At 71.1% G+C, this 25,326-nt stretch carries 21 protein-coding genes; 14 read left to right on the top strand and 7 right to left on the bottom strand.

The genetic code is table 11. The features are described from left to right. The first annotated feature begins 9 nt into the window (after positions 1-9). From acs to K8612_RS00875, 3 genes are read left to right on the top strand one after another with little or no spacing between them, the layout of a single operon-like run. The gene (gene acs, locus K8612_RS00885) at positions 10-1,974 is read left to right on the top strand and encodes an acetate--CoA ligase (protein ID WP_223760940.1); all 1,965 of its coding nucleotides are present in this window, start codon (positions 10-12) and stop codon (positions 1,972-1,974) included. 38 nt (positions 1,975-2,012) lie between these two features. Continuing rightward, on the top strand, positions 2,013-2,291 hold the full coding sequence (locus tag K8612_RS00880; protein WP_223740096.1) for a DUF485 domain-containing protein: 279 nt from the start codon (positions 2,013-2,015) through the stop codon (positions 2,289-2,291). A 9-nt stretch (positions 2,292-2,300) separates the two neighbouring features. Then, complete coding sequence (locus K8612_RS00875; RefSeq protein WP_223760939.1) at positions 2,301-3,929, top strand: sodium/solute symporter; 1,629 nt, start codon at positions 2,301-2,303, stop codon at positions 3,927-3,929. A 102-nt stretch (positions 3,930-4,031) separates the two neighbouring features. On the opposite strand, the gene K8612_RS00870 is transcribed toward K8612_RS00875, so the two are convergent. Further along, on the bottom strand, positions 4,032-4,826 hold the full coding sequence (locus tag K8612_RS00870) for an alpha/beta fold hydrolase (RefSeq protein WP_223740098.1): 795 nt from the start codon (positions 4,824-4,826) through the stop codon (positions 4,032-4,034). Positions 4,827-4,948: 122 nt separating this feature from the next. After that, positions 4,949-5,713 carry a hypothetical protein gene (locus K8612_RS00865; protein ID WP_223760938.1) on the bottom strand — a complete coding sequence of 255 codons (765 nt, stop codon included), beginning with the start codon at positions 5,711-5,713 and terminating at the stop codon, positions 4,949-4,951. 142 nt (positions 5,714-5,855) lie between these two features. Between K8612_RS00865 and K8612_RS00860 the strand changes: the two genes are divergently transcribed. From K8612_RS00860 to K8612_RS00850, 3 genes are all read left to right on the top strand, one after another. After that, on the top strand, positions 5,856-6,710 hold the full coding sequence (locus tag K8612_RS00860; protein WP_223740100.1) for an ion transporter: 855 nt from the start codon (positions 5,856-5,858) through the stop codon (positions 6,708-6,710). Positions 6,711-6,731: 21 nt separating this feature from the next. Further along, positions 6,732-8,309 (top strand): N-6 DNA methylase, encoded by a 1,578-nt coding sequence (locus tag K8612_RS00855; RefSeq protein ID WP_223760937.1) that lies wholly within the window; start codon positions 6,732-6,734, stop codon positions 8,307-8,309. 111 nt (positions 8,310-8,420) lie between these two features. Next, positions 8,421-8,978, top strand: coding sequence for a superoxide dismutase family protein (locus K8612_RS00850; RefSeq protein WP_223760936.1), 558 nt, complete (start codon positions 8,421-8,423; stop codon positions 8,976-8,978). 61 nt (positions 8,979-9,039) lie between these two features. Here K8612_RS00850 and K8612_RS00845 read toward each other — a convergent pair whose 3' ends face one another. Together K8612_RS00845 and K8612_RS00840 are read right to left on the bottom strand one after the other, a co-directional pair. Beyond that, positions 9,040-11,319: a glutamine amidotransferase gene (locus K8612_RS00845; protein WP_223760935.1), complete on the bottom strand. Its 2,280-nt coding sequence runs from the start codon at positions 11,317-11,319 to the stop codon at positions 9,040-9,042. A gap of 28 nt (positions 11,320-11,347) precedes the next feature. Beyond that, positions 11,348-12,106, bottom strand: coding sequence for a DUF4159 domain-containing protein (locus K8612_RS00840; protein WP_223740104.1), 759 nt, complete (start codon positions 12,104-12,106; stop codon positions 11,348-11,350). A gap of 134 nt (positions 12,107-12,240) precedes the next feature. On the opposite strand from K8612_RS00840, the gene K8612_RS00835 reads away from it, so the two are divergent. The 4 genes from K8612_RS00835 (at position 12,241) to K8612_RS00820 (ending at position 16,347) form a co-directional block, all read left to right on the top strand. Further along, complete coding sequence (locus K8612_RS00835; protein ID WP_223760934.1) at positions 12,241-12,459, top strand: molecular chaperone DnaJ; 219 nt, start codon at positions 12,241-12,243, stop codon at positions 12,457-12,459. 27 nt (positions 12,460-12,486) lie between these two features. Then, a complete protein-coding gene (locus K8612_RS00830; protein WP_223760933.1) occupies positions 12,487-13,197 on the top strand; it encodes a hypothetical protein in 711 nt (236 codons plus the stop codon). 82 nt (positions 13,198-13,279) lie between these two features. Then, positions 13,280-14,752 carry a hypothetical protein gene (locus K8612_RS00825; protein ID WP_223760932.1) on the top strand — a complete coding sequence of 491 codons (1,473 nt, stop codon included), beginning with the start codon at positions 13,280-13,282 and terminating at the stop codon, positions 14,750-14,752. 29 nt (positions 14,753-14,781) lie between these two features. Then, entirely contained in the window at positions 14,782-16,347 is a 1,566-nt protein-coding gene (locus K8612_RS00820) for a beta-ketoacyl synthase N-terminal-like domain-containing protein (protein ID WP_223760931.1), read from the top strand. 30 nt (positions 16,348-16,377) lie between these two features. Here the strand turns inward: K8612_RS00820 and K8612_RS00815 are convergent, their stop codons facing one another. Continuing rightward, a complete protein-coding gene (locus K8612_RS00815; RefSeq protein ID WP_223740109.1) occupies positions 16,378-16,941 on the bottom strand; it encodes a hypothetical protein in 564 nt (187 codons plus the stop codon). Between the two features lie 94 nt (positions 16,942-17,035). Next, positions 17,036-18,172, bottom strand: a complete 1,137-nt coding sequence (locus tag K8612_RS00810; RefSeq protein ID WP_223760930.1) for an RNA polymerase sigma factor RpoD/SigA — start codon at positions 18,170-18,172, stop codon at positions 17,036-17,038. Positions 18,173-18,240: 68 nt separating this feature from the next. Here K8612_RS00810 and K8612_RS00805 point away from each other — a divergent pair, with 68 nt between their 5' ends. After that, a complete protein-coding gene (locus tag K8612_RS00805; protein ID WP_223760929.1) occupies positions 18,241-20,658 on the top strand; it encodes a DEAD/DEAH box helicase in 2,418 nt (805 codons plus the stop codon). 32 nt (positions 20,659-20,690) lie between these two features. Here the strand turns inward: K8612_RS00805 and K8612_RS00800 are convergent, their stop codons facing one another. Continuing rightward, on the bottom strand, positions 20,691-21,185 hold the full coding sequence (locus K8612_RS00800; RefSeq protein WP_223740112.1) for a helix-turn-helix domain-containing protein: 495 nt from the start codon (positions 21,183-21,185) through the stop codon (positions 20,691-20,693). Between the two features lie 66 nt (positions 21,186-21,251). On the opposite strand from K8612_RS00800, the gene K8612_RS00795 reads away from it, so the two are divergent. From K8612_RS00795 to K8612_RS00785, 3 genes are all read left to right on the top strand, one after another. Continuing rightward, complete coding sequence (locus K8612_RS00795; RefSeq protein WP_223740113.1) at positions 21,252-22,481, top strand: Glu/Leu/Phe/Val dehydrogenase; 1,230 nt, start codon at positions 21,252-21,254, stop codon at positions 22,479-22,481. A gap of 87 nt (positions 22,482-22,568) precedes the next feature. After that, positions 22,569-23,786 (top strand): threonine ammonia-lyase, encoded by a 1,218-nt coding sequence (locus K8612_RS00790; protein WP_223740144.1) that lies wholly within the window; start codon positions 22,569-22,571, stop codon positions 23,784-23,786. A gap of 52 nt (positions 23,787-23,838) precedes the next feature. Continuing rightward, the gene (locus K8612_RS00785) at positions 23,839-25,209 is read left to right on the top strand and encodes a peptidase MA family metallohydrolase (protein WP_223760928.1); all 1,371 of its coding nucleotides are present in this window, start codon (positions 23,839-23,841) and stop codon (positions 25,207-25,209) included. Positions 25,210-25,326: the final 117 nt, after the last annotated feature.

Genomic DNA, 25,326 nt, shown 5'->3' with positions numbered 1-25,326 from the left:
GACGCCCCCATGGCCACCGACACGGATTCGCTCGTCCAGCCCAAGGAAGCCTTCCGCCGTACCGCGCACGTGAAGAGCCTGGAGGAGTACCAGCGCCTCTACCGCCAGAGCCTGGAGGCCCCGGACGCCTTCTGGGGCGAGCAGGCCCGGCAGCTCACCTGGTTCCACCCGCCGGAGTCCATCCGCGAGGTGAACGAGCAGGCCGCCGACTTCGCCTGGTTCGTGGGCGGCAAGCTCAACGTGACGGTCAACTGCGTGGACCGCCACGCGAAGGCCCGCCCGGACAAGGCCGCCCTCCTCTGGGCGAAGAACACGCCCGGCGAGTACGAGACCATCACCTTCCGCGACTTGGCCCACCACGTGAACCGCCTGGCCAACGTGCTCAAGGCGCACGGCGTGCGGAAGGGTGACCGCGTCATCGTCTACCTGCCCATGATCCCGGAGCTGGTGTACTCGCTGCTGGCGTGCGCGCGCATCGGCGCGGTGCACTCGGTGGTGTTCGCGGGCTTCTCCGCGGACTCGCTGCGCGAGCGCGTGCTGGACTCCGGCGCGAAGGTGGTCATCACCGCCAACGAGGGCCCGCGCGGCCCCAAGAGCGTGGCCACCAAGGCCATCACCGACGAGGCCCTGGAGGGCCTGTCCCAGGTGACGTCCGTGCTCGTCGCGCGCCGCACGCCCCGGGAGGTGCCCATGCGCCAGGGGCGCGACCACTGGCTGGACGTGGAGGCGCAGAAGCAGCGCGGCGTCTGCCCCGCGGAGTGGATGGACGCGGAGGACCCGCTCTTCATCCTCTACACCTCCGGCTCCACCGGGAAGCCCAAGGGCGTGCTGCATACGACGGCCGGCTACCTGGTCTACGCGAACACCACGTTCCGCTACATCTTCGACACGCAGCCGGACGACGTGCACTTCTGCACCGCGGACGTGGGCTGGGTGACGGGCCACTCGTATCTCGTCTACGGCCCGCTCAGCACCGGCACCACCACGGTCCTCTTCGAGTCCACCCCCACGTGGCCGGACGCGGGCCGCCTGTGGCAGGTGGTGGACGACCTGAAGGCCACCACGCTCTACACCGCGCCCACCGCGCTGCGCTCGCTCATCAAGGAGGGCGACGGGTTCGTCACGAAGTCGTCCCGCGAGTCACTGCGCCTGTTGGGCAGCGTGGGCGAGCCCATCAACCCGGAGGTCTGGCGCTGGTTCCACGACGTGGTGGGCGAGGGCCGCTGCCCGGTGGTGGACACCTGGTGGCAGACGGAGACGGGCGGCATCCTCATCGCCCCGCTGCCGGGCGCCACGCCCTGCAAGCCCGGCAGCGCCACCCTGCCCTTCTTCGGCGTGGAGCCGGTGCTGGTGGACGAAGAGGGCCGGAAGCTCACGGGCAACGGCGTCAGCGGCAACCTGTGCCTCGCGCGCTCGTGGCCGGGCCAGGCGCGCACGCTGTACGGGCACCACTCGCGCTTCGTGGAGACGTACTACGCGCGCTTCCTGCCGCTGTACTTCACCGGCGACGGCTGCCGCCGCGACGAGGACGGCTACTACTGGATTACCGGCCGCGTGGACGACGTGCTCAACGTGTCCGGCCACCGCCTGGGCACCGCGGAGGTGGAGAGCGCGCTCGTCGCGCACGAGGCCGTCGCCGAGGCCGCCGTGGTGGGCTTCCCGCACGAGCTGAAGGGCACGGGCGTGTGCGCCTTCGTCACGGTGAAGCCGGACTTCGTGCGCACCCCGGACGAGAAGATGGTGGGCAGCCTGCGCGAGCAGGTGCGGCACGTGATTGGCCCCATCGCCACGCCGGACCGGGTGGTGCTGGTGTCGGGCCTGCCCAAGACGCGCTCCGGGAAGATTCTCCGCCGCATGCTCCGGAAGATCGCCGGAGGTGAGACGGAGAACCTGGGTGACGCGAGCACGCTCGCGGACCCCGCCGTGTTGGATGAGCTGCTCACCAAGGGCCTGCCGCCCGCCCCCCGCCACTGAGAACCGGTCCCTTTCACGCTTCGCAAGGAGGAACACCGATGTACGGCAATTCCAAGGACGAGGCGTTGAAGGCGCTCGCCGCGCGGCGCTGGCGCGTGGCGGGCGCGCTCACGGTGACGATGCTGGTGGCCTACCTGGGCTTCATCCTGCTGGTGGCCTTCAACCGGCCGCTGATGGGGCACCCGTTCATGCCGGGGCTGTCCGTCGGCATCGTGCTGGGGGCGCTCACCATCCTCCTCGCGTGGGTGCTGACCGGCATCTACATGACCTGGGCCAACCGCCATTACGACAGCGCCCTCGACGAGCTGCGCCGCTGAAAGGCCCCCATGAACCCCACGACCCCGGGCACGCAGCTTGGCCAGCCCAACACCACGGCCATCGTCTTCTTCCTCCTCTTCGTCAGCATCACGCTGGCCATCACCTACTGGGCGGCGCGCAAGACGAAGACGACGTCGGAGTTCTTCGCCGCCGGCGGCGGCATCAGCGCGGGACAGAACGGCTTCGCGCTGGCGGGCGACTTCATGAGCGCCGCCAGCTTCCTGGGCATCGCGGGGCTCGTGGCCACGTCCGGCTTCGACGGGCTCATCTACTCCGTGGGCTGGCTGGTGGGCTGGCCCGTGGTGACCTTCCTCATCGCGGAGCCCCTGCGAAACCTGGGCAAGTACACCTTCGCGGACGTGGTGGCCTACCGCCTGAAGCAGACCCCGGTGCGGCTGTCCGCCGCGGTGGGCACGCTCACCGTGGTCGTCTTCTACCTGATTGCCCAGATGGTGGGCGCGGGCAACCTCATCCGCCTGCTGTTCGGCCTCTCCTATGAGACGGCCGTCGTCATCGTGGGCGCGGTGATGATCCTCTACGTGCTGTTCGGCGGGATGATCGCCACCACGTGGGTGCAAATCGTGAAGGCGGTGCTGCTGCTGGGCGGCGCGACGGCGCTGGCGGTGTCGGTGCTGTGGCGGTTCGGCTTCAGCCCGGCGGCGCTCTTCAGCGAGGCGGTGAACCGCTACGGGCCGGAGGCGCTGGCGCCGGGCAAGCTGGTGTCCAACCCGCTGGAGACAATCTCCCTGGGGCTGGCGCTGATGTTCGGCACGGCGGGCCTGCCGCACATCCTGATGCGCTTCTACACGGTGCCCAACGCGAAGGCGGCGCGCACCAGCGTGTTCTACGCCACGGGCCTCATCGGCTTCTTCTACCTGGTGACGTTCATCCTGGGCTTCGGCGCGTCCGTGCTGGTGGGGCGTCAGGCCATCGTGAGCGTGGACAAGGGCGGCAACATGGCGGCGCCCATGCTGGCGGAAGTCGTGGGCGGCACGGGCTTCCTGGGCTTCATCTCCGCGGTGTCCTTCGCCACCATCCTCGCGGTGGTGGCGGGCCTGACGCTGTCGGGCGCGGCGGCGCTGTCCCACGACCTGTGGTCCAGCGTGGTGCGCAAGGGACACGCGCCAGAGGCGGAGCAGCTCAAGGTGGCGCGCATCGCCAGCCTGGCGCTGGGCATCCTCGCCATCCTCCTGGGCGTCCTCTTCAAGAACCAGAACGTGGCTTTCATGGTGGGGCTGGCGTTCGCCATCGCGGCGAGCGCGAACTTCCCCGCGCTGCTCCTGTCCATGTTGTGGAGGGGCTTCACCACCCGGGGCGCGGTGGCCAGCATGCTCACCGGTTCCATGAGCGCGGTGCTGCTCATCTTCCTGTCGCCCACGGTGCAGGTGGAGTTGCTCGGCAACGCGACCGCCCTCTTCCCGCTGAAGAACCCGGGCATCGTCACGCTCCCGCTGTCCTTCGTCGTGGGCTGGGTGGTGTCGCTGCTGGCGCCGGAGACGGAGGCCGCGGCGCGGTTCGCGGAGGTGGAGCACCGCATGCACGTGGGCGCCGCGGTGACGCCGCCCCCGGTGACGGTGCCCACGGGCGTGGCGGGCACGGTGCCTCCGGGCATCCCGGAGGCACCCCAGAAGGCTTGAGAGCTGCTCGGCGGTCCTTCACGGCATCTTCCTCGGCGTGAAGGACAGGGCGGAACCCGGGAGTTTCCAAAGGGGCCCGGGTTCCGCCTTTCTCTTCTGCAACTACTTCCCGCGCGTGAGCGGGAGCACGTCGTTCACCAGGTGCACGAGCACCTTGCCGGGCTCCTCCTCGTGCACCATGTGGGCGGAGTCCTCGAACCAGACGAGCTTCTTGGACGGCGCCTGAACGGTGGCGAACCACGCGTCCAACAACTGCGCGGACGTGGTGCGGTCGTGCCGGCCGTGGAAGAAGACGACGGGCACGGCGAAGCGGTTCTCCTTCGTGAGGTTGAGCTGGGTGATGGGCGCCCAGAAGGCGGCGAGGCTCAGGTCCAGGCCCTCGTCGCGCGCGTCCATGTCCTTGTCGGTGACGTCCGGGCTGTAGCGCCACACCTGCGCGCCGTGCCAGTCCGGCGCGCGCCAGCCGTGGGTCTCATAGTGCATGAGCCAGCGGCGCTCCTTGTGCAGGTTGGCCAGCGTGCGCGCGGGGTCCTTCGGGTCCGGGAACGGGGCGATGGACTCCAGGTCCGCGAGGGCCTTCTTGTTGCCGTCCGCCTTCGCCGCCGCGAGCGTGGCCGCGTAGCCCAGGGCCTCGTTCCTGGGCATGTCCACCCCCTGCCCGATGCCCACGTACGCGTCGAACCAGTCCGGGTGCAGCCGCGCGAGCTTCACGCCCAGCACCGTGCCCCAACTGTGCCCCACGAGCACGATGCGCTTCCTGCCGTACGTCTTGCGCAGGTACGCGGCCACCTCCTCCGCGTCCGCCACCATGCGGTCCACCGTCATCGTGGGCCTCACCGTGTCCGGCGGGTTGAGGGCGTAGGTCCTTCCCGCGCCGCGCTGGTCCCAATGCGCCACGGTGAAGTACTCCTCCCACTCGCCCTGGTAGAAGTACGCGGTGGGGAGCGCGGGACGGTGTCTTTCAGGGTCCGCATGCCCCCTGAACGGACGACCCCTCCCTCCGATTGCCTGGACGTGCGTCAGGGGTGGGTGTGCAACTGCTTCTGGAGCGAGCGCAGCGGCTCCTGGTCCACGCGGATCCGTCCTCGGGTGGGGAAGTCCAGGTCCAGCAGGGTGAACGTCACGGCGGTGAGGATGACCACGAACAGGACCCAGGAGAGGAACCCGCGCAGGTGCGCCGCCGGCTGGTAGCCCAGGAGCACGCCGGAGCCGAGCATCCCGACCAGCAGCAGGCCGAAGATGGAGGTCGGGATGAGGTTGTGGGCCGCCGCCAGGCGCTCGTCGCCCACGTCGAACACGTCGTTCATCGCCTGGGTGACGAGGATGAGCACGGGGGCCTCCATCCGGGGCGCCAGCGCCTCCAGCCGCGCCCAGAGCTGTGCCTTGAGCGACTCCGACTCCTGGAGCTTCTTCGCGAAGACGTCCGGTTCATTCGCGGCCTCGTGCCCCTCCAGGCGGAGGTCGGTGTAGCGGCGCATCCAGGCGCGCATCTCGCCGCGCGAGGGCTCCGGAAGGTAACCGAGGCGAAGGTAGAGCGTGCCGATGGCGTTCGACTCCTTCACCACGAGGGAGCGGCGCAGCGAGTACCGCTCCGCGGCCATGGAGAAGGAGAAGCCCAGCAGGAGCGCCACCAGCCCGAGCACCGACGCCTGGAGCGCCGACACGTCGCCGAGCCCCGGCTTCCGGTGGCTGAGCCGGTAGCCCACCTCCAGGCACAGGAAGAGCAGGCCCATCACCACCAGGGCGAGCAGCCGCACGGGGACGGCGTCGAGGATTCGCATCATGCACCGGAGCCGCTCCGCGCCAGGGACAGGGGCCGCCGGAAACGTCGGGCCGGCGACCGTCCCCGCCAAGCCCGCCGCCGGTCCAGGGGACAGGGACGCTGTTGAACGTTCCGCGAGGGATTGCGCCTAAGCTGCGCGGCCTGTGGACCGCCCTTCCGAACAGAGCCCCCCGAGCGGCCTCCGCGCCCGCCTGCACACGGTCATCTTCGAAGCGGACACCCCGGCGGGGAGGGCGTTCGACATCGCCCTGCTGTGGGCCATCGTGTTCAGCGTGGCGGCGGTGATGCTGGAGAGCGTCGCGGAGGTGCGCGCGGTGCATGCCCGCGCGCTGCACATCGCGGAGTGGGTCTTCACGGTGCTCTTCGCGCTGGAGTACGTGCTGCGGCTCATCGCGGTGCGCCAGCCGCTGCACTACGCGCGCAGCTTCTTCGGCATCGTGGACCTGATGGCGCTGTTGCCCTCGTTCCTGAGCGTGCTGCTCCCCGGCGCGCAGACGCTGCTGGTCATCCGCGTGCTGCGCCTCTTGCGCGTCTTCCGCATCCTCAAGCTGGGGCACCTGCTGGGTCAGGCGGAGGTGCTGCTCACGGCGCTGCGCGCGAGCCGCCCGAAGATCATCGTCTTCCTGGGCACGGTCCTGAGCATCGACGTCATCATGGGCGCGGTCATGTACATGGTGGAGGGCGAGGAGCACGGCTTCGACAGCATCCCCCGCTCCATGTACTGGGCCATCGTGACGATGACGACGGTGGGCTTCGGGGACATCACGCCCAAGACGGTGACGGGGCAGTTCCTCGCGTCCATCCTGATGGTGATGGGCTACGGCATCATCGCGGTGCCCACGGGCATCGTGTCGGTGGAGCTCGCCGCCGCCACGCGTCAGCCCGTGAATACCCAGGCGTGTCCGGGCTGTGGCGCACAGGGTCATGACCTGGATGCGGCGTATTGCAAACGCTGCGGCACGGCATTGGACTGGGCCCCCTCGCGGCCCACCGGGTGAATCCGTCTAGGATGGCCCGGCATGGCCCGCGCCATCGACACGCCCGAGCTGGACGAGGAGCTGCTGGTCCACCGGTTCCCCGGCATCGACCGCAAGGCGGTGGGCGCGTTCTACACGCCCGCGCCCATCGTGGAGCGCACGCTGGCGCTCGCGCTGGCGCACCTGGGTGACGGGCCGCTCACGGTGGTGGACCCGGCCTGTGGCGCGGGGGCCTTCCTCGCCGCCGCCGCGAGGCACCGTCCGGACGCGAGGCTGTGCGGCCTGGAGCTGGATGAAGGCGTCGCGCGCCTGTGCCAGGCCCGCGTGCCGGGCGCGGACGTGCGCGTGGGGGACGCGCTGAGGGGTGGGTTGGAGCCGCTGCTCGCGCAGACGCCGGAGGGGCACGCGGAGCTGTGGGTGGGCAACCCGCCCTACAACGGCACGTCCGCCGTGCTGAAGGACGCGGCCTGCTACGCGCGGCTGCGCGCCCTGGTGCCGCTGGAGATGCCGCCGGGCACCAGCCTCCGGGACGACTTCGCGTTCTTCCTGCTCGTGGCCATGAAGCGGCTGACGGCCCGGCCGGGAGTGCTGGCCTTCATCACGCCCGCGAGCCTGCTGGAGTCGTTCATCTACGCGCCGCTGCGCCACGCGCTGCTGCAGGCGCTCCACCTGCGCCAGGTGGTGGACCTGGGCCCGGGCATCTTCACGGGCACGCAGGTGCGCACGTGCATCACGGTGTGGACGTCGCGGTCCGGCGCGGCCACCGCCGCTCCCCGCTACGAGCGCAAGGGCGTGGGCCAGTGCTTCACGCCCGAGGCGCCCGAGTGGCGGCTCTCCCCCATCGCCCGGGAGGCCGCCGCGCTGGACGCGGACTGGCGGGCTCGGGGGGAGCTGCTCACCACGCTCATCCCGGTGAGCCTGCCCGGGGTGAAGACGCGCTTCGACGAGCTGCTGGTGGACGCGGACCGGGAGCGGCTGCTCGCGCGCCTGGAGGCGTTCCGCGCCGCGACACAGGACACGCTGGAGGACTTCGCGCGGGAGCACGGCCTGGAGCCCGCGCTGCTGCCCAAGCTGCGCGCGCTGAAGCTGGGGCCCGCGGTGGAGGTGGACGCAAGCCACGTGCGCCCGTTCTTCCGCTACGGCGGCGCGAGGCACCGGGGCGCGGTGCCTCCGGAGGCGAAGGCGTTCTGCTACCTGGACCGGCGGCTGATTCCGCGCGGGGACCACCGGCTGCGCGGCCCGTATGATCCGCACGAGGAGGCGGTGAAGCTCCTGTTCAACGTGCGCGAGCTGCCCCTGTCCGCGGCGCTGCTGGAGGAGCCCGGCTGCGTGCACGACCACCGCCACGCGCGGTTCGCGCCGCTGTACGTGCCCCAGCGCGTGCGGGACGAAGGCCTGGGCATCACCCGGGGCGCCAGGTCCCGCGAGTCCCTGGGCCCGCTGGTGCCGAACCTGTCGCCCCGGGGGAGCGCCTGGGCGGAAGGATTGGGAGGGCCGGAGGCGGCGTTCCGCGCGGTGATGCGCTTCCTGAACGGGACGCAGGTGCAGCGCGTCTGGGCGCCCGCGTTCGGGGCGTCCCGCGTGGTGCCGGTACCGCTGGAGGGCCCGCTGCCGGAGTGATGACTCCCCATCACCGGAGGCATGCGGGAGTGGACATTCTCCAGCGAAGGACGCGGCGGGTGGGTAGTGTCCCGCGCCGCTGGGTCACCCCATCCCTGGAGTCTTCGAGACATGACGATCCGTTCCCTGCTGGTTGCCACCGCCCTCCTCTCCACGCCCGCCCTGGCCCAGGACGCCGGGACGCCGGCCCCCGCGGACGCGGGCGCGAAGCCCGCCCTCAAGAAGGGCGAGAGGGTGAAGGCGATGCTGAAGGACGCCCAGGGCAAGGACGTGGGCGAGGTGACGATGGAGCAGGCGCCCAAGGGCGTGCTGGTGAAGGGCACGCTGATGAACCTGCCCGCGGGCGAGCACGCCTTCCACATCCACGAGACGGGCAAGTGCGAGGCGCCGGACTTCAAGACGGCGGGCGGCCACTTCAACCCGACGAAGAAGCAGCACGGCGCGCTGTCGCCCAAGGGCCAGCACGCCGGTGACCTGCCGAACCTCTACGTCCCCCAGGACGGCAAGGTGCAGTTCGACGTCTTCATCGCCGACCTGAAGCTGAAGTCGCTGCTCGACAAGGACGGCTCCGCGGTCATGGTCCACGCCAAGCTGGACGACTACCGCACCGACCCGACCGGCGACGCCGGTGGCCGCATCGCCTGCGGCGTGGTGGAGAAGGCGGAGTAGTCACCGCCTCACGGCCGATGCCTGCGCGGCAGGCATCGGCCCGCTTCACCAGGACCGGGCGCTACACGTACCCGAAGCGCCGCCGCGCGAACCACTCCGCGCCCAAGAGCGCGATGAGCGCCACCAGGTAGTACCAGCGGTCCCACAGCGGCTGGTCCTTCGCGCGCCCCACCTCCACCACCGGCGGATCCAACAGCGGCACGTCCGGCATCCCGTCCTGCGGCAGCTTGTACGCCTTGCCCTCCGTGACGCTGGCGATCTGCTCCATCAGCGCCGGCCGCACCGACGCGTCCGACAGCTCCGGGCCCACCGCGCGCACCGCCACCGCGTCCTCGCCCTTGCCCAGGTCCGTCTCGCCCTTCTTCGCGGACGCGAGCAGCTTGTAGGGCCCCGGCGCCGGCGGCGCGAACTCCAGCCGCACCACGCCGTCCGCCCCCGCCGCGCCCGTCTGCACCGCCACCGGCTTCTGCGTCGCCACGGAGAACAGCTCCACCCGCACCTGCGCGCCCTCCGCCGGCTGGTAGTCCGCCATCCGCGCCTGCACCACCACGCCCACCGGCCGCCCCGGCTCCACCGACGGAGGATCCGCCGTCACCTTCAGCGTCGTCAGGTCCGGGTCCCTCACCAGCCACCGCAGCGCGTTGCCCCAGAAGCGGTCATACGCCCGGCTCGGGGAGCCGTCCCGATGCGCAGTGAAGGCCCACGACCACGTGGCGTCCGTCGCCACCACCATCGCCCGGCCCCGCCCGTAGTCCCACACCGACACGAGCGGCGCGTTCTTCCCGTCCACCGTCATGAACGGGTGGTCCATCAGCACCGTCGCCCCCGGCCGCGCCCGCGTCAGGTTCGCGCCCGGGATGGGCAGCAGTTCGCCCCACGCGCCCTCCGTGCTCGCCGCGCCCGTGCCAATGGACGTCACCGGATGCCGCAGACCCTCCGGCGTCAGGCGCGGCTTGAACGGCTCCGCGTTCGCGGGGCCCGCGGCCTCCACCGGCAGCGCCTCCATCAGCGTGGGCATGGACGCGCGCCCCTCGCCCAGCACGCTGTCGCCGCCAATCATCACGAACGCGCCGCCCTCGTGGATGTAGCGCTCCAGGTTGCGCTCGTACTCCGCGATGGACAGCGACGGGTCCGAGTAGCCGAAGTTCTGGAAGATGACGACGTCGAACGTGTGCAGCTTCGTGTCGAAGATCTCCTCCATGGGGAACGGGATGAGCGACAGCTCCCGCTCGTTCGACACGCCCGGGTCGTCCGACAGCGTGCGCAGGATGTAGAACGACACCAGGTCCACGTTCGCGTCCTGCTTGAGCAGCCCGCGCAGGAAGCGCTCGTCCCACGACGGCCGGCCCACCACCAGAAGCACGCGCACGCGGTCGCGAATCACCTTCAGCGTGAACGAGCGGCTGTTGTTGTCGCTCACCGCCTCGTCCGGGAACGTGGGCACCGTCACCGTGTAGACGAACCGCCCCGTCTGGTCCGGCGTGAAGGTGAAGGACACCGGCTTCACGTCGTCGCCCGTGGTCATCTTCACCAGCTTGCTCGCCACCGTCTTGCCCTCCTGGCTCAGGACGACGGGGATGTCCTGCCCGGCGAAGCCGCGGCCGTGGATCTCCACCTCCACCGTCAGCGAGTTGCGCACGAAGGCGAAGTCGTCCACCTTCAGCCCCTCCACGGACAGGTCCTTCAGCGCCTCCTGGCCCACCAGGAACGTGGACACCGGCACGCCCAGGTCCGTGAGCGCCGCACGCGCCCGGCCCACCACCCCGGCCTTCAGCTCCGCGTTGTCCGCGCCGTCGCTGAACAGCAGCACGCCGGACAGCTTGCGCGACCCCTGCCCTCCGGACGCCGAGGACCTCAGCGCCGCGAGCAGGTCCGTCGTGCCCGCCCGCGCCGGCTCCTGGGCAAGCTGCGCGGCCGTCACCGGCGTCAGCTCCGGATCCACCCCGTACACCTCCACCGTGAAGCGGTCCTGCCAGGACGCGAACGTGGGCGCCGCCTTCTCCAGGAACGCCGCCACCTGCGCGCTGCGCGTGGGCCCGCCCGGCTCCGACGGGAAGTTCATGGACGCCGAGCGGTCCACCAGCACCGCCACCCGGTTCTTCATCCGCGCCACCTGCAGGTGCCGGATGCCCGGCTCCAGCAGGAAGAAGAGCGCCGCCACGCCCGCGCCCAGGCGCAGGCCCCACAGGAGCAGCTTGCGGCCCCGGGACGGCTCGCGGCGCACGCCCCACGCCGCCAGCGCGATGCCCAGCGCCAGCCCCACGCCCAGCAGCACCAGCGCCCAGACGGGCAGCGGCGACAGGCTGACGAGCTTCCACGCGTTGAAGGACGGGGAGTTCATGCGTTCGTTCGCGCGAGGAAACGCCCTCTCAGCGCCGCTTGTTGAGGATGAGGGGCAGGTGCACCGCGTCGTCCTTGTAGTCCAGGCAGAGCGCGTACATGCACAGGTTGATGCCCAGGCGGATGGCCAGCTCCCGCTGCGGCTCGCCGCCCGGGGACACGTCGAACTCGTAGTCGCCGGACTCGCTGCGGCTCCACGCGCCCGCCACGTCGTTCTGCGAGTAGATGACCGCCGCGCGCTTGCCCACGCTCGCCACCAGCGGCAGCGGCTTGTGCAACAGCCGCCCCGGCGCCGCGTCCAGCAGGAAGAAGGACTTGAAGACGACGTGCGTCCCCGGCGCCTCCTTCAGCGGGCTCTGCGGCAGCACGCGCGCCATCTCCCGGCGGAAGCTGGCGTCGAAGCCGTCCCCGTCGCTGCCGTCGTTGGCGTCCCCGAAAACGAAGCCGCCGTACGTCAGGTAGCGGCGCAGGTTGGACACCTCCGCGTCACTCAGCGGCGGGAAGGCCCCGTCCCCGCCGAAGTAGAGGAACGGGTACTCGAAGAGGTCCGGGCTGTTCAGCGCGAACGGGCGCGCGTCCGGAATCACCTCCACGGACGTGCGCCGCTGCAGCTCCCACGCCAGCCGGCGCAGCCCTGACAGCCGGCCGTCCCAGCGGCCCCCATGCCGGGCCACGGCGGGGATGAAGCGGCTCTTCTCACCGAACGCGGCGGCACGCCGGGACAGCAGCGGGACGAGCGCGGACGTGGCGAGCAGGAGGTTTCGACGGGAGAGGGACCGCACAGGCATGGGGACCTGCTTATACCGTCGGCGGGTGCCTGCATTCCCTGGTATAGACGCGCCCCATGGCGAAAGGCGGACAGACGCCCCCGGAGTCCGGCGGACCCGGCCCGGTTCCGGGTTCCCTTCCAGGCTCTGAAGACGTGCGCGCCGCCTGGGCCCGCAAGGACGCCGGTGACGTGGCAGGCGCCCGGCGGGACGCCCAGCGCATCCTCGCGGGCAGCCCCTCCCCGGAGGACCGCGAACGCGCGGAAGACCTGCTGCGCGCCACGCGGACGCCCCGCGCCCTCTACGGGTACGCGCTCCTGGGCGCCGTCATCCTGGCGCTGCTGCTGGGGCTCGCCGTGACCCGCTATTCCTGACGGCCACAGCCGCTAGGATGGCGCGCCATGGAAGGCTTCCTCCAGGCGCTCAAGTCGTACCAGACCTTCAACCCCTCCGGCTGGGTGGGCATCTACCGGCTGCTGCCCATGTGGGTGGGCGTCGTGGTCGCGCTCGTGGGGCTGGTGCTGCTGCTCGCGGGCGGCGGCAAGCTGTTCCGCGCCGTGGCGGGCCCGGTGGGCGCGGTGCTGGGCCTGGTGTGGACGGGCGCCGTCACCCAGCGGCTCAACCTGGGGGCGGACCTGGATCCACGCCTGCCCACGCTGGTGGCCGCGGCGCTGATGGCGCTGGGCTTCCTCTTCCCGCCCGCCATCACCTTCGTGGGCGTGGGCGTGCCGCTGGGGCTGCTCGCGGGGCAGATCGCCGGCCCCAGCGACTTCCTGCTCGGCTTCGGGCCGGGCTTCATCGTGGGTGGCCTGGTGGGCGCCTTCCTCCACCGGCAGGTGAGCGGCATCGTCGCGTCGGTGGTGGGCGGGTGGCTGCTGGTGATTGGCGCGCTCGCGGCGCTGCACCAGTTCGGCGGCGTGGTGGAGGCGGTGGCCAGCCGCCCCTGGGGCGTCATCATCGCCGCGCTCCTCTTCGCCCTGGCGGGCAGCGTCTACCAGTTGGCCGTGCGCCCCACGCCGGAGGAGTCGGATCAACAGAAGGCGGAGAAGCAGCGGCAGAAGCAGCGGCTGGCGGAGCAGCAGGCGCTCGAGAAGCGCTGGGGGGTCAAGTGACCCCTGTCCCGGCAATCCTTTACGCCGGGGGGGCCGGGGCGTAGATTCCGCCGGCTTTCCCCCTCCCCTTCCTCGAGCATCGATGGGCCAGGCCAGCCGCAAGGACAAGGACACGCAGAAGCAGGAAGGGTCGCCCCCGGCGGCCTCCGTCCCGCCGTCCCCGGACGCCCAGCCCGCCGTGCCCCATGAAGGGTGGCGCAAGCCCGCCGGCCTGAGCCGCAAGGGGTGGGCCGTCCTCGCGGGCGCCATCGCCTTCATCCAGCTCCCCCTCATCCACTACGCGCTCTTCCGGGGGCAGGCGGACGTCACCGCCAAGGTGCCCTACGAGCAGCCCTTCAACGACCCGGCCGTCGTCTCGCGCGACTTCTTCTCCACCGGCGCCTACTGGCGCGTGACGAACGGGGAGCTCTTGGGCCCCGCGCCCAAGAACAACCCGCTGTGGCTCCAGGCCGCGCTGCCGGACGATGTGGCGGTGGAGTTCGACGTGCGCCCCGAGTACCCCGAGGGCGACATCCGCGTGGAGCTGTTCGGCAACGGCCGCGACCCGGCCTCCGGCTACGTGCTGGTCCAGGGCGGGTGGAACAACAGCCTGTCCGTCATCGCCCGGAAGGACATCAACGCCCCCGCCCTGGAGGCGCTCCAGCGCAGGGCCGCGCGCGTCGCGGAGAAGGGCGGCGGCCAGGGCGCGGACCTCGTCGCCACCGGCGTCTTCAAGAAGGACACCCGGGTGCGCGTGGAGTCCCGCGTGGGCGCCCCCATCCAGTCCGGCCGCACGTACCACTGGCGCATCGAGCGGCGCGGCAACGTGCTCAAGTGGGCCATCGACGGACAACCGGTCGCGGAGCTGGACGACCCCTTCCCCCTGAAGGGCAGGGGGCAGGACCGGCTGGGGCTGTCCGGCTGGGAGTCGCAGTTGTTCTTCGACAACCTGCGCATCGGCACGCCGGACTCCCTGCCCGCCACCCTGGTGGCGAAGCAGGAGCCCACCCTGCCCCCGGGCCCCTCCGAGGACGACTTCAACCGCGACACCCTGGGTGACGCGTGGAACGTGACGAACCCCGCCGCCGTGAAGCTGGAGGACGGGGCCCTGGTGGTCCAGAACGTGGGCAACCGCCCGGTGTGGCTGAAGAAGCCCATCCCGGAGAACGCCGTCATCGAGTTCGACGCCTGGGGTGACAGCCCGGACGGCGACATGAAGGTGGAGGCGTGGGGCGACGGCCGCTCCTTCTACGCGGGTGACCCGCGCCTGCAGTACACCGCCACCGGCTACGTCTTCATCTTCGGCGGCTGGAAGAACACCCAGTCCATCATCGCGCGCCAGCACGAGCACACCCACGACCGCGCCGTGCGCGACGGCGCCGCGGTGGTGCCCGGCCAGCGCTACCACTTCCGAATCACCCGGCGGGACGGACTCCTGTCGTGGGAAGTGGACGGCAAGCCCTTCCTCACCCTCCAGGACGCGTCCCCGCTCTACGGCCCCCGGAACCAGTACTTCGGGTTCTCCGGCTGGCAGACGCGCGTCCACTTCGACAACCTCAAGATCCAGCCGCTGTAGCCTTCCCCCGGGCGGCGGAGGAAACACCCGTGCGCAGAGTCGGAATCTTCGGCTGGGGCGTGGTCGCCCCGCGTTCCCCCAACATCGAGGCCTTCGCCAGGAACCTCGCGTCATCCGAGACCTGGCTGACCCCCTTCAACGGCTTCGGTCCGGACAACTTCCTCGTCGGCACGCCCGAGTTCGACCTGGCGGTCTACAAGCCGTGGATCGACGCGCGCTTCCCCGCCAACCGCTTCTCCCAGTTGGAGCGGAAGATGGGGCAGCCCACGCAGTACGCCATCGGCGCGTTCATCCAGTCGCTGGCGCAGAACCCGGGCATCGAGAAGGAGCTCCAGGAGCTGGGCACGAAGGCCCACGTCTACGTGGGCACCGGCCTGGGCGACCTGCCCACCATCCAGCACATCTCCCTGGACCTCTACCGCGCCCAGCGCCGGTGGGACCGCTTCTGGGCGTCCCCGGAGCGCAACGGCGCCCTGCGCCAGTGGCGCGAGACGCGCGAGCCCCTGCCCGGCCTGCCCCCGGAGCCCTCCACCATCGAAGAGGTGGAGCGCGACAAGGCGGAGGACGACTGGTGGCACTTCTGGGCCGGCCGCTCGCCGGAGCTGCGCGAGTACCTGGAGGAGCTGCGCGAGATTGAAGCCATTGGCGTGCCCGACGAGGGCGACGTGGAGTCCGCCAAGCTCTCCGTCATCAAGGAGAAGCGCACGCGCAACGGGCGCCTGCAGAAGAAGTGGAACGCGCCCGAGCCGCCGTGGAACGCCGTGTCCTCCAACGTGCTGTGGAACATCCACAACACGCCCGCGTCCCAGGTGTCCATGCTGGGGCAGATCACCGGCATGACGTTCGCGCCGGTGGCCGCGTGCTCGTCCTTCGGCTACGGCCTGAAGCTGGCCATGAACGCCATCCGCCTGGGTGAGGCGAAGGCCGTGGTGCTGGGCATGACGGACGCGGCGCCCAACCCGCTGGTGGTGGGCGGCTTCTACAACGCGCGCGTCATCTCCGCGGACGCCGCCGTGTCCAAGCCCCTCACCGCGCTGCGCGGCACGCACATCGCCGGAGGCGCGGTGGTGTGGGTGGTGGGCGACTACGAGCACTTCACGCAGAAGGGCTTCAAGGCGCTGGGCCTGGAGCCCGTGGCCGTGGGCGTCACCGCGGACGCGGACCACATCATCACCCCGTCCAAGGAAGGCCCCACGCTGGCCATCCGCGACGCGCTGGGCGCCGCCGGCTGTCAGCCCCAGGACGTGGGCACCTGGGACCTGCACGCCACCGCCACCCCGGGCGACTTCCTGGAGGTGCAGAACCTGCGCGACGTGCTGCCGGAGTCCGTCTTGATTACGGCGCGCAAGGGCACCTTCGGCCACGGCATGTCCGCGGGCGGCGGCTGGGAACTCACCGCGCAGTACCTGGGCGCGGAGGCCGGCAAGGTGTACCCCACGCCGCTCTCCGCCCCGGAGCTCAACAAGCAGATCGCCAAGGTGCACGGCCGCTTCGTCTTCAACAAGGAAGAGGCCGCGCCCCAGGGCTGCTCGGGCAAGCTGTCCATGGGCGTGGGCGGCATCAACGCCTGCGTCATCTCCCGGCCCTGGAAGTAGCCGGGAGGCGCGCCGCGTCCGTGAAGGGCCCTACGGGTACTTCGCGGACGCCTCGGCCTCCAGGGCCGTGGCGCCCTTCGGGTTGAGCTTGCGGAAGAACTCCAGCTCCAGGTCCAGGTCGCGGTAGCTGGCCTTCTGCTCCGGGGCCAGGCCGCTGGCGCTGCGGCCCACGCCGTTGGCGTCCGCCAGGCCGCCGGTGGACGCGCTGCCGGTGCCCTTGTCGGTGGCGTAGCTGACGCCCACGGCCTGCTGCACGCGGTCGGTGCGCAGCGCGCGCAGCACGGCCCGGCCATCCGCCAGGACGACGCCTTCGATGAGGTAGCGCGTGGAGGACGTGGGCCCCAGCGTGCCGCCGCCGGAGTCCAGCCACTCCGTCTCCAGCACGAACTGGTTGGGCAGCTCGCGCCACGAATAGCCGCGCTCATCCATGATGGCCTTCACCTCCGGCCACAACTGCGCCAGCGGCTGCTCGTAGGCGGCGGTGGCCGCGCGGTCTCGGATGTAGTTGTCGCGCTGGTGGCCGGCGCAGCCGGTGACGAGGACGGCGGACACGGCCAGGGCCCACAACGGGGCCGCGCGAAGCAGGTGACGCATGGGGAGGACCTCCCGGACGGGGAGCAGCGGGGTGTGGAGGCCGCCATCCTAGCGCGCCCCTCCCCTGCCCCGCCCTCCCACACCCGCCCCAGCGTCAGCCCTTGGGCACCGCCACCATGTCGAAGTCCGGGATGCGTTCGCGCATGAACTCGCGCATCCGGTTGATGAGGGCCGCCTCGATCTGCCGGGCGCGCTCGCGGCTGACGCCGTACTTGTCGCCAATGTCCTGGAGCGTGAGCGGCTCGTCCGCGGTGAGGCGGTGCTCGAAGATGTAGCGCTCCTTGCCCTCCAGCGTCTGGGCGAAGGCGGCCAGGTTCTCCCGGAAGAGGGCCTTGAGCTCCTCGGCGCCCAGGCGCTCGTCGGCGGGCACCGCGCCGGACGGCAGGTAGCGGTCCGCCCGGGTGGCGCGCGAGTCCTCGTCGCTGCCCAGCGGCGCGTCGATGGACACCTCGTCGTGCCCCAGCCGCTGGTCCATCTCCACCACGTCCTGCTCGGAGACGTTGAGCCGCTCCGCTAGCAGGCGCGGGCTGGCCTCGAAGCCCTGGGCGACCAGCTTCTCCTGCTCCTGGCGCAGCTTGAAGAAGAGCTTCCGCTGGGCCTCCGTGGTCCCCAGCTTCACCATCTTCCAGTTGTCCATGATGTAGCGAAGGATGTACGCGCGGATCCACCAGGCGGCGTAGGAGCTCAGCTTCACGCCCCGGTCCGGGTCGTACTTCTTCACCGCCTGCATCAGCCCGATGTTGCCCTCCTGCACGAGGTCCAGCAGGGACAGGGGGTTGCGGTGGTACTCGTGGGCCAGTTTCACCACGAGTCTCAGGTTGGAGGCCACCAGGCGGTAGGCCGCCCGCACGTTCCCCGTGGACTGGTACTCCTTGGCCAGCCGGTGCTCCTCCTCCCGGGTGAGCAGGGGGTGCTTCGTCACCTCGGCCATGTAGGCCTGGAGGGGGTCCCGGTTGGTGAGGGCGCTGGTGCTCTCCGCGCGCACCAGGGCCGCGGGCCGGGCGGCGGGGGTGGGGACCTCCTCGATTTCCGCCTCGGCCTCGTTCAGCTCCGCCAGGTCCGGCTCCAGGGCGTCCGGGTCCTGGGCGGCCTCCTCCACCTCCTCCTCCGGGGCTTCCGGGGCCTCAGGCGCGGATTCCCGGGCCTTCCCCGGCCGGGCGGAGGCCGCGGGGCGCTTCGCGCGGGGCCGGGGGGCGGCCGGACCATTGGTTCTCTTCCTCCCATTCGCCATGCGCGCTCCATACCCCAAAGTGCCGCGATTGTTGCCAGAGGGTAATGCAGGGGCTATGCCCATGCCCGATGAGCGACATCCAAGAGCCCACGCCGGGAGCCCCGGCGCCTGACGAAGCCTCGACGCGTCCCGCCGAATACATCGCGGACGTCAGCTTCGACGAAATGAACCTCTCCGAGCCCCTCCGCCGTGCACTGGCGGAGCGCGGCTACACCAGTCCCACCCCCGTCCAGGCCAAGGCCTTCGGTCCCGCGATGGCGGGCAAGGACCTCATCGTCCGCAGCAAGACGGGCACGGGCAAGACGGCCGCCTTCGGCCTGCCCCTGCTGGAGAAGATCCCCGCGGACGAGAAGCGCGTGCGCGCCCTCATCCTCTGCCCCACGCGCGAACTGGCGCTCCAGGTGGCGGAGGAGCTCACCACCCTGGCCAAGTACAAGGGCGTGAAGGTGGCGGCCATCTACGGCGGCGCCTCCATGAAGCAGCAGGAGGACGCGCTGGAAGAGGGCACGCCCATCATCGTGGGCACCCCGGGCCGCGTCTTCGACCACATCAACCGCGGCAACCTCAAGCTGGACGGCTGCGACCACGCGGTGCTGGACGAAGCCGACGAGATGTTGAACCAGGGCTTCTACGAGGAGGTCACGCGCATCCTCGACCGCCTCCCGAAGACGCGCCAGGTGCTGCTCTTCAGCGCCACCGTCCCCACGGACATCCAGAACCTCATCGCGCGCTACACGACGAACGCGGAGACGCTGCTCTTGTCCGGCGACGTCTTCACGGTGGAGCACATCCACCACATCCGCTACGACGTGTCGGATCAGTTCCCCAAGCCGCGCAACCTCATCTACGTGCTGGAGAAGGAGGAGCCCTCCAACGCCATCATCTTCTGCAACACGCGGGATGACACGGCGCTGGTGACCGCGGTGCTCAACCGCAACGGCTTCGACGCGGAGCTGCTCAACGGAGACCTGCCGCAGAAGGAGCGCGAGCGGGTGATGGGCAAGGTGAAGCGCGGCGAGGTGGCCTTCATGGTCGCCACGGACATCGCGGCGCGCGGCATCGACATCTCCGGGCTGGAGTACGTCATCAACTACTCCCTGCCGGAGGACCCCGCCGTCTACCTGCACCGCGTGGGCCGCACGGGCCGCATCGGCAACAAGGGCACGGCCATCAACCTCTTCTCCGGGCGCGAGCTGGCGACGTTCACCGTGCTGGAGAAGAAGTTCGGCATCAAGTTCGAGATGCGCGAGATGCCCGCCCCCGAGGAGGCGATGCACCTGTGGACCGAGCGCCACGTGCGCGAGCTGCGCGAGGGCATGGGGTCCAGCATCTTCGAGGGCTTCCTGCCCCTGGCCTCGCAGCTCAAGCAGCGCCCGGACGCGGACGACCTCATCGCCTTCCTCATCAAGTACTACTTCAGCCGCCTGCGCATGGAGAAGGCCCAGGCCGCCGGTGAGACGGAGAAGCGCGAGCCGGTGCCGGAGCGCAAGCCCGTGGAGCGCCGGGGCAAGGACCGCGAGCGCGACCGGGAGCGTCCCCGCCGCGAGGAGCGGGGCGAGCGCGCCGAGCGTCCGCGCCGCGACGAGCACCCGGATCGCGAGCGCCGTCCGCGCCGCGACGAGCGCCGTGAAGAGCGGGGCGAGCGCCGGGGTGCCGGCTCCGCCGCGCTGGAGGCGGGCCCGGGCGAGACGAAGCTCTGGGTGAACCTGGGCACCGCGGACGGCCTGGGGCCGGGCAGCATCGCCACGGCCATGGAGGAGGCGGGCGCGCCGGTGGGCAAGCTGGTGCGCGCGGAGCTGCGCCCCACGTTCGCGTACGTCTTCGTGGCGGAGGACGACTCCGCGGGCTTCGAGGCGCTCAACGGCAAGCAGCACGGCGGCAAGACGCTGCGCGTGGAGAAGAGCAAGCCGCGCAGCGAGCGCGACACCACCAGCACCCGCCCGCCCCCGTCCCCGGACGCTGGCCCCGGCGAGGTGAAGCTCTGGGTGAACCTGGGCGCGGACGACGGCATGGACGAGGCGAAGCTGCCCGCCGCGCTGGAGGCCCTGGGCGCCCCCGCGGGCAAGGTCATCAAGGCCCTCACCCGCCCCACCTACGGCTACGTCTACGTGCCGGAAGGTGACGCCGCGGGCTTCGAGTCGCTCAACGGCAAGGCGCACAACGACAAGCCGCTGAAGCTGGAGCGGCACCGTCCGCGCGGCCAGCGTGAGGAGCGCCGCCCCCGTCACGAGGCGCTGCCGGACCTGCCCGGCCAGGCGCGGCTGTGGGTGGGCCTGGGCCGCCAGGAGGGCCTGGACGAGGCGGGCGTCACCGCCGCGCTGGAGGCCGCGGGCGCTCCGGCGGGCAAGGTGCTGCGCACCGACCTGCGCCCCACGTACGCGTACGTCTTCGTCGCGGAGGAGGACGTGGCGGGCTTCGAGGCCACCCACGGCAAGCCCCACGGCGAGGGCAAGACGCTCAAGGTGGAGCGCGCCAAGCGCAAGTAGTGCTTCCGCGCCTTGGGGGGCTCAGGGCTCCCTCAAGGCCCTGGAGCCGCCTTCTTCCTGCGGGCCCGGTGGTAGTGCGCCACGCACAGCCCCCGGGCCAGCACGGGCCGGCCGCACTCCGGTGAAGCGCAGGCCGCGCGGGCCTCCTTCGCCGGAGGCACCGGAGCGCCCGGCCCGCCGCTGAACATCGCCTCCGCCACGGCCAGCAGGCGGTCCACGTCGTCCCGCCCCAGCTTCCGCAGCCGCACCCACTCCACCAGCCGATGAGCCCCCGCGTCCTCCGCGTCCTCCAGCCGGAACAGCTCCCACAGCGGCAGCTCCAGCGCGGCCGCGACCTGGAGGAGCGTGTCGTAGCTGGGGTTGCGCTCGCCGCGCTCCAGCAGGGACACGAAGCTCACGGAGATGTCACACCGGGCGGCGAAGTCCTCCTGGGTGAGGCCCCGGCGCTCGCGCAACGTGCGGATCCGCCGCGCCAGTCCCTGCAGGGACGAACCGGCGTCGCTGTCGTCCGGGGAGTGGGGGCGCATGGACGCTCCATCGTAGCGCACCGCTTCTGTTAAGGTTTCCGTCTGTCCCCAGGAGTGAAGCCCACCATGAACGCCGTCGACGGCACCAACTACTACTTCCGCAAGGCCGCGCGGGTGATGGACGTGGGCACGCCCATCGAAACGCTCCTGGCCACGCCCCTGCGCGAGGTGAAGGTGCAGGTGTCCATCGAGATGGACTCCGGTGAAATCCGCACGTTCCTGGGCTACCGCATCCAGCACGACAACAGCCGCGGCCCCATGAAGGGCGGCCTGCGCTACCACCCCGCCCTGGACCAGGACGAGTGCGTGTCGCTCGCGTCGCTGATGACGTGGAAGACGGCCGTGGTGAACGTGCCCTACGGCGGCGCCAAGGGCGGCGTGGCGTGCGACCCGTCGCAGATGAGCCTCAAGGAAGTAGAGCGGCTCACGCGCAAGTTCGTGGATCAGATTCAAGACGTCATCGGGCCCACGCGGGACATCCCCGCGCCGGACGTCAACACCAACCCCCAGGTGATGGCCTGGGTGATGGACCAGTACTCGCGCTACCACGGGCACTCCCCGGCGGTGGTGACGGGCAAGCCCCTGGAGCTGTACGGCTCCAAGGGCCGCGAGGCCGCCACCGGGCGCGGCCTGCTCTACGTGTGCCGGGAAATCCTGCGGGATTTGGGCATGCCGGTGAAGGGCACGCGCTTCGCCATCCAGGGCTTCGGCAACGTGGGCAGCCACATCGCGCAGCTCATCTGGGGTGACGGCGGCGTGGTGGTGGCCGCGTCCGACGTGCTGGGCGGCATGTACAACCCCATGGGCCTGGACGTGCCGTCCCTCTTCGAGCACGTGAAGCGCACCGGCACCGTCACGGGCTTCTCCGGCGGCACGCCGTGCACCAACGAGGACGTGCTCGCGGCGGACTGCGAGGTGCTCATCCCCGCCGCCCTGGGCCACGTGCTCACCCGCGACAACGCCAACAGCGTGCGCGCGCGCCTGGTGGTGGAGGGCGCCAACGGCCCCACCCAGCCGGAGGCGGACGACATCCTGGAGAAGCGCGGCATCTTCGTGGTGCCGGACATCCTGGCCAGCGCGGGCGGCGTGACGGTGAGCTACCTGGAGTGGGTGCAGAACCTCCAGCACGTCTCCTGGGAGGAGGACCGCGTCAACGCGGAGCTGGAGAAGACGATGAAGGAGGCCTACGACCGGGTGGCGCAGATTGCACGGTCCCGGAAGGTTTCCATGCGGACGGCCGCCTACATCCTGGCCATTGGCCGGGTGGGCAAGGCCACGGTGCTGCGCGGCATCTGACGCACCCCGCCGCGCACGCGGGCAGGCAGGCGTGGGGCTCCGGGCCGCTTCCGTGCGGGCCGCGCTTCCGCTAGACGCCCGGCCATGATGGTCACCCTGCAGGACATCCAGGCGGCGCGCGAGCGGATCCGCCCCGCGCTGCGCCCCACGCCGTGCCCCGCGTCGGACTACTTCACGGAGAAGACCGACTGCGCGGTGGTGTACTTCAAGCTGGAGAACCTCCAGCGCACCGGCGCCTTCAAGGAGCGCGGCGCGCTCAACAAGCTGCTGACGCTGTCGGAGGAGGAGAAGCGCCGCGGCGTCATCGCGGCCTCCGCCGGCAACCACGCGCAGGGCGTGGCGTACCACGCGCGCCGGCTGGGCATCCGCGCCACCATCGTGATGCCGGAGCGCACGCCGCTCATCAAGGTCACGCGCACGCGGGATGACTACGGCGCGCGCGTGGTGCTCAAGGGCGCCAACTACGACGAGGCCTACGCGGAGGCCCGGCGCATCCAGGCCGCCGAGGACCTGGTCTTCGTGCACCCCTTCGACGACCCGCACGTCATCGCGGGCCAGGGCACCATCGCGCTGGAGCTGCTGGAGCAGTGCCCGGACCTGGAGCTGGTGGTGGTGCCGGTGGGCGGCGGCGGGCTCATCTCCGGCATCGCCGTGGCGCTGAAGGCAACGAACCCGCGCATCCAGGTGGTGGGCGTGCAGGCCTCCACCATCGCCAGCATGAAGGCGTCGCTGGATGCGGGGAAGCGCACGGAGCTGACGAACGCGGGCACCACCATCGCGGACGGCATCGCGGTGAAGGTGCCGGGGGAGCTCACCTTCGAGCACGTGAAGAAGTACGTGGACGCGGTGGTGACGGTGGACGAGGAGGAGATCGCCGCCGCCATCCTGATGATGCTGGAGCAGGAGAAGTCGGTGGCGGAGGGCGCGGGCGCGGCGGGGCTGGCGGCGCTCGTCAACGGCCGGATTCCCCAGGCGAAGGGCAAGCGCGTCGCCATCATTGTGGGCGGCGGCAACATCGACATGAACGTCATCAGCCGCATCATCGAGCGGGGCCTCGTGAAGGCGGGCCGCCTGGTGCAGTTGGAGGTGCGGCTGCCGGACCGGCCCGGCGTGCTCGCGCGGCTCACCACGCAGATCGCCGAGATGCGCGCCAACGTGGTGGACCTGCACCACGACCGCGCCTTCTCCAAGGCGGGCCTGGGCGAGGCCACGGTGGAGGTGATGCTGGAGACCACCGGGCACGCGCACATCCAGGAGCTGATGGCGGCGCTGGAGGCCCAGGGCTGGCAGGTCGCCCGGACGTAGGGCGGGGAGGCTTGCGCGGGCGCTCGGGGCTTCGGCGATACTCCGGAAACCCATGAACACGCCCCTCATCGCCCTGCTGCTCCTCGCCGCCGCTCCTCCCGCGCAGAAGGCGAAGGAGCTGGCCGCCCACAAGGAGTGGGAGGAGCTGTACCTCGCGTTCGCCGCCGCGGATCCGGCCTCGTATCCGGAGGCGCAGCGGCCGTCCGTGGCGGCCCCGCTGCTCAAGGGCTGCGAGGCGCTGCTCGCGGAGGACGCGGTGATGGCGTACTCGCTGGGTGAGCGCGCCGTGGCCTTCCAGGAGACGGCGGGCGGCCTGCGCTGCCTGGCGAGGTCCGCGCTGAAGACGGATCAGCGGGCCGCCGCGGAGGAGGCGCTGAAGAAGGGCCTGGCCACCTTCCCCAAGGACGGCGCGTTCGCGCTGGAGCTGGGGCGGTTGCAGTTGCAGGACAAGGACTCGGCGGGGGCGCTGGCCACGCTGCAGCAGGTGCCCGCGAAGTCGAAGGAGGCCGCGGAGGCGAAGAAGCTGATGCAGCAGGCGCGCGCCCAGGTGTCGGAGGAAGGGGCCGCGCGGCGCGAGGCGGAGCGCCTGGAGCTGCGGATGAACGGCGAGCCGGGCCCTGGGGACACGCGTCAGGCGAAGGGCTCGGGGGGCGGGAACGTCCAGACCGCGAGCCTGAGCTACGAGTCCGGCGTGGGCAAGGACGGCATGCGCGTGCGCCAGAACAGCCGCTTCGCCATCCGCTACTTCAACAGCGACCGGGACTTCGGCCAGCGCGCGGAGTACGAGGGCAAGGTCGTGTCCGCGCTGGACGAGGCCTATGAGTTCACCCAGCGCACGCTGGGGCGGGCCCGCGAGCGGCAGTTGAACGTCGTGCTGTACACGCGCGACGAGTTCGCCACGCACATGGGCGCCCGGTACGCGGCCGCGGTGGCCGGCCTGTACTCCGAGGACGCCATCCGCATGAACGACGCGGCGGAGCTGACGCAGGCGACGAAGGCCACGCTGGTCCACGAGTACGTGCACGCGGCGGTGGACGAAATCTCCCCGCGCGGCGGCGGCGCCCTGCCCCGCTGGTTCAACGAGGGCCTGGCCGAGTACATCGAGTGGCGCTACCTGGGGCTGGACGGCCCCCCGCGCTACCTGCGCGAGGTGATGAAGGGCCAGGCGAAGCAGGGGCGGCTGCCGAAGCTGTCGGACATGGACTCGCAGGCGCCCATCTCCATGTCCCAGCCGGAAGTCGCCTATGGGACGTCCGCCATGGCGGTGCGGGAGCTTGTGCGGCTGGGGGGGCAGGAGAAGCTCCTGGACTTCATCCAGAAGGCGGGTCAGGCCGACTCCTTCCAGGAGGCCCTGAAGGCCACCTACGAGAAGGACTTCGCCGGCCTGGACCAGGCGGTGCGTGCCGCCCTCTCGGGGAGGTAGCGGCCGGTCGGGCGTGGCGGATTGGTTTACCCCCTGGCGGGAGTCCCCTACACTCGCGGGCCTCCAAGATTTTCGCTGCGGCGGTCCCCCTGTTGGACGCTGGCGCAGCAAGGTGAC

Origin of the sequence: Corallococcus sp. AS-1-6 (assembly GCF_020037015.1) — a bacterium.
Classification (GTDB): Bacteria; Myxococcota; Myxococcia; order Myxococcales; family Myxococcaceae; genus Corallococcus.
Note: the sequence above shows the minus strand (reverse complement) of the source record. Positions and strands in the feature narration are given on the sequence as shown.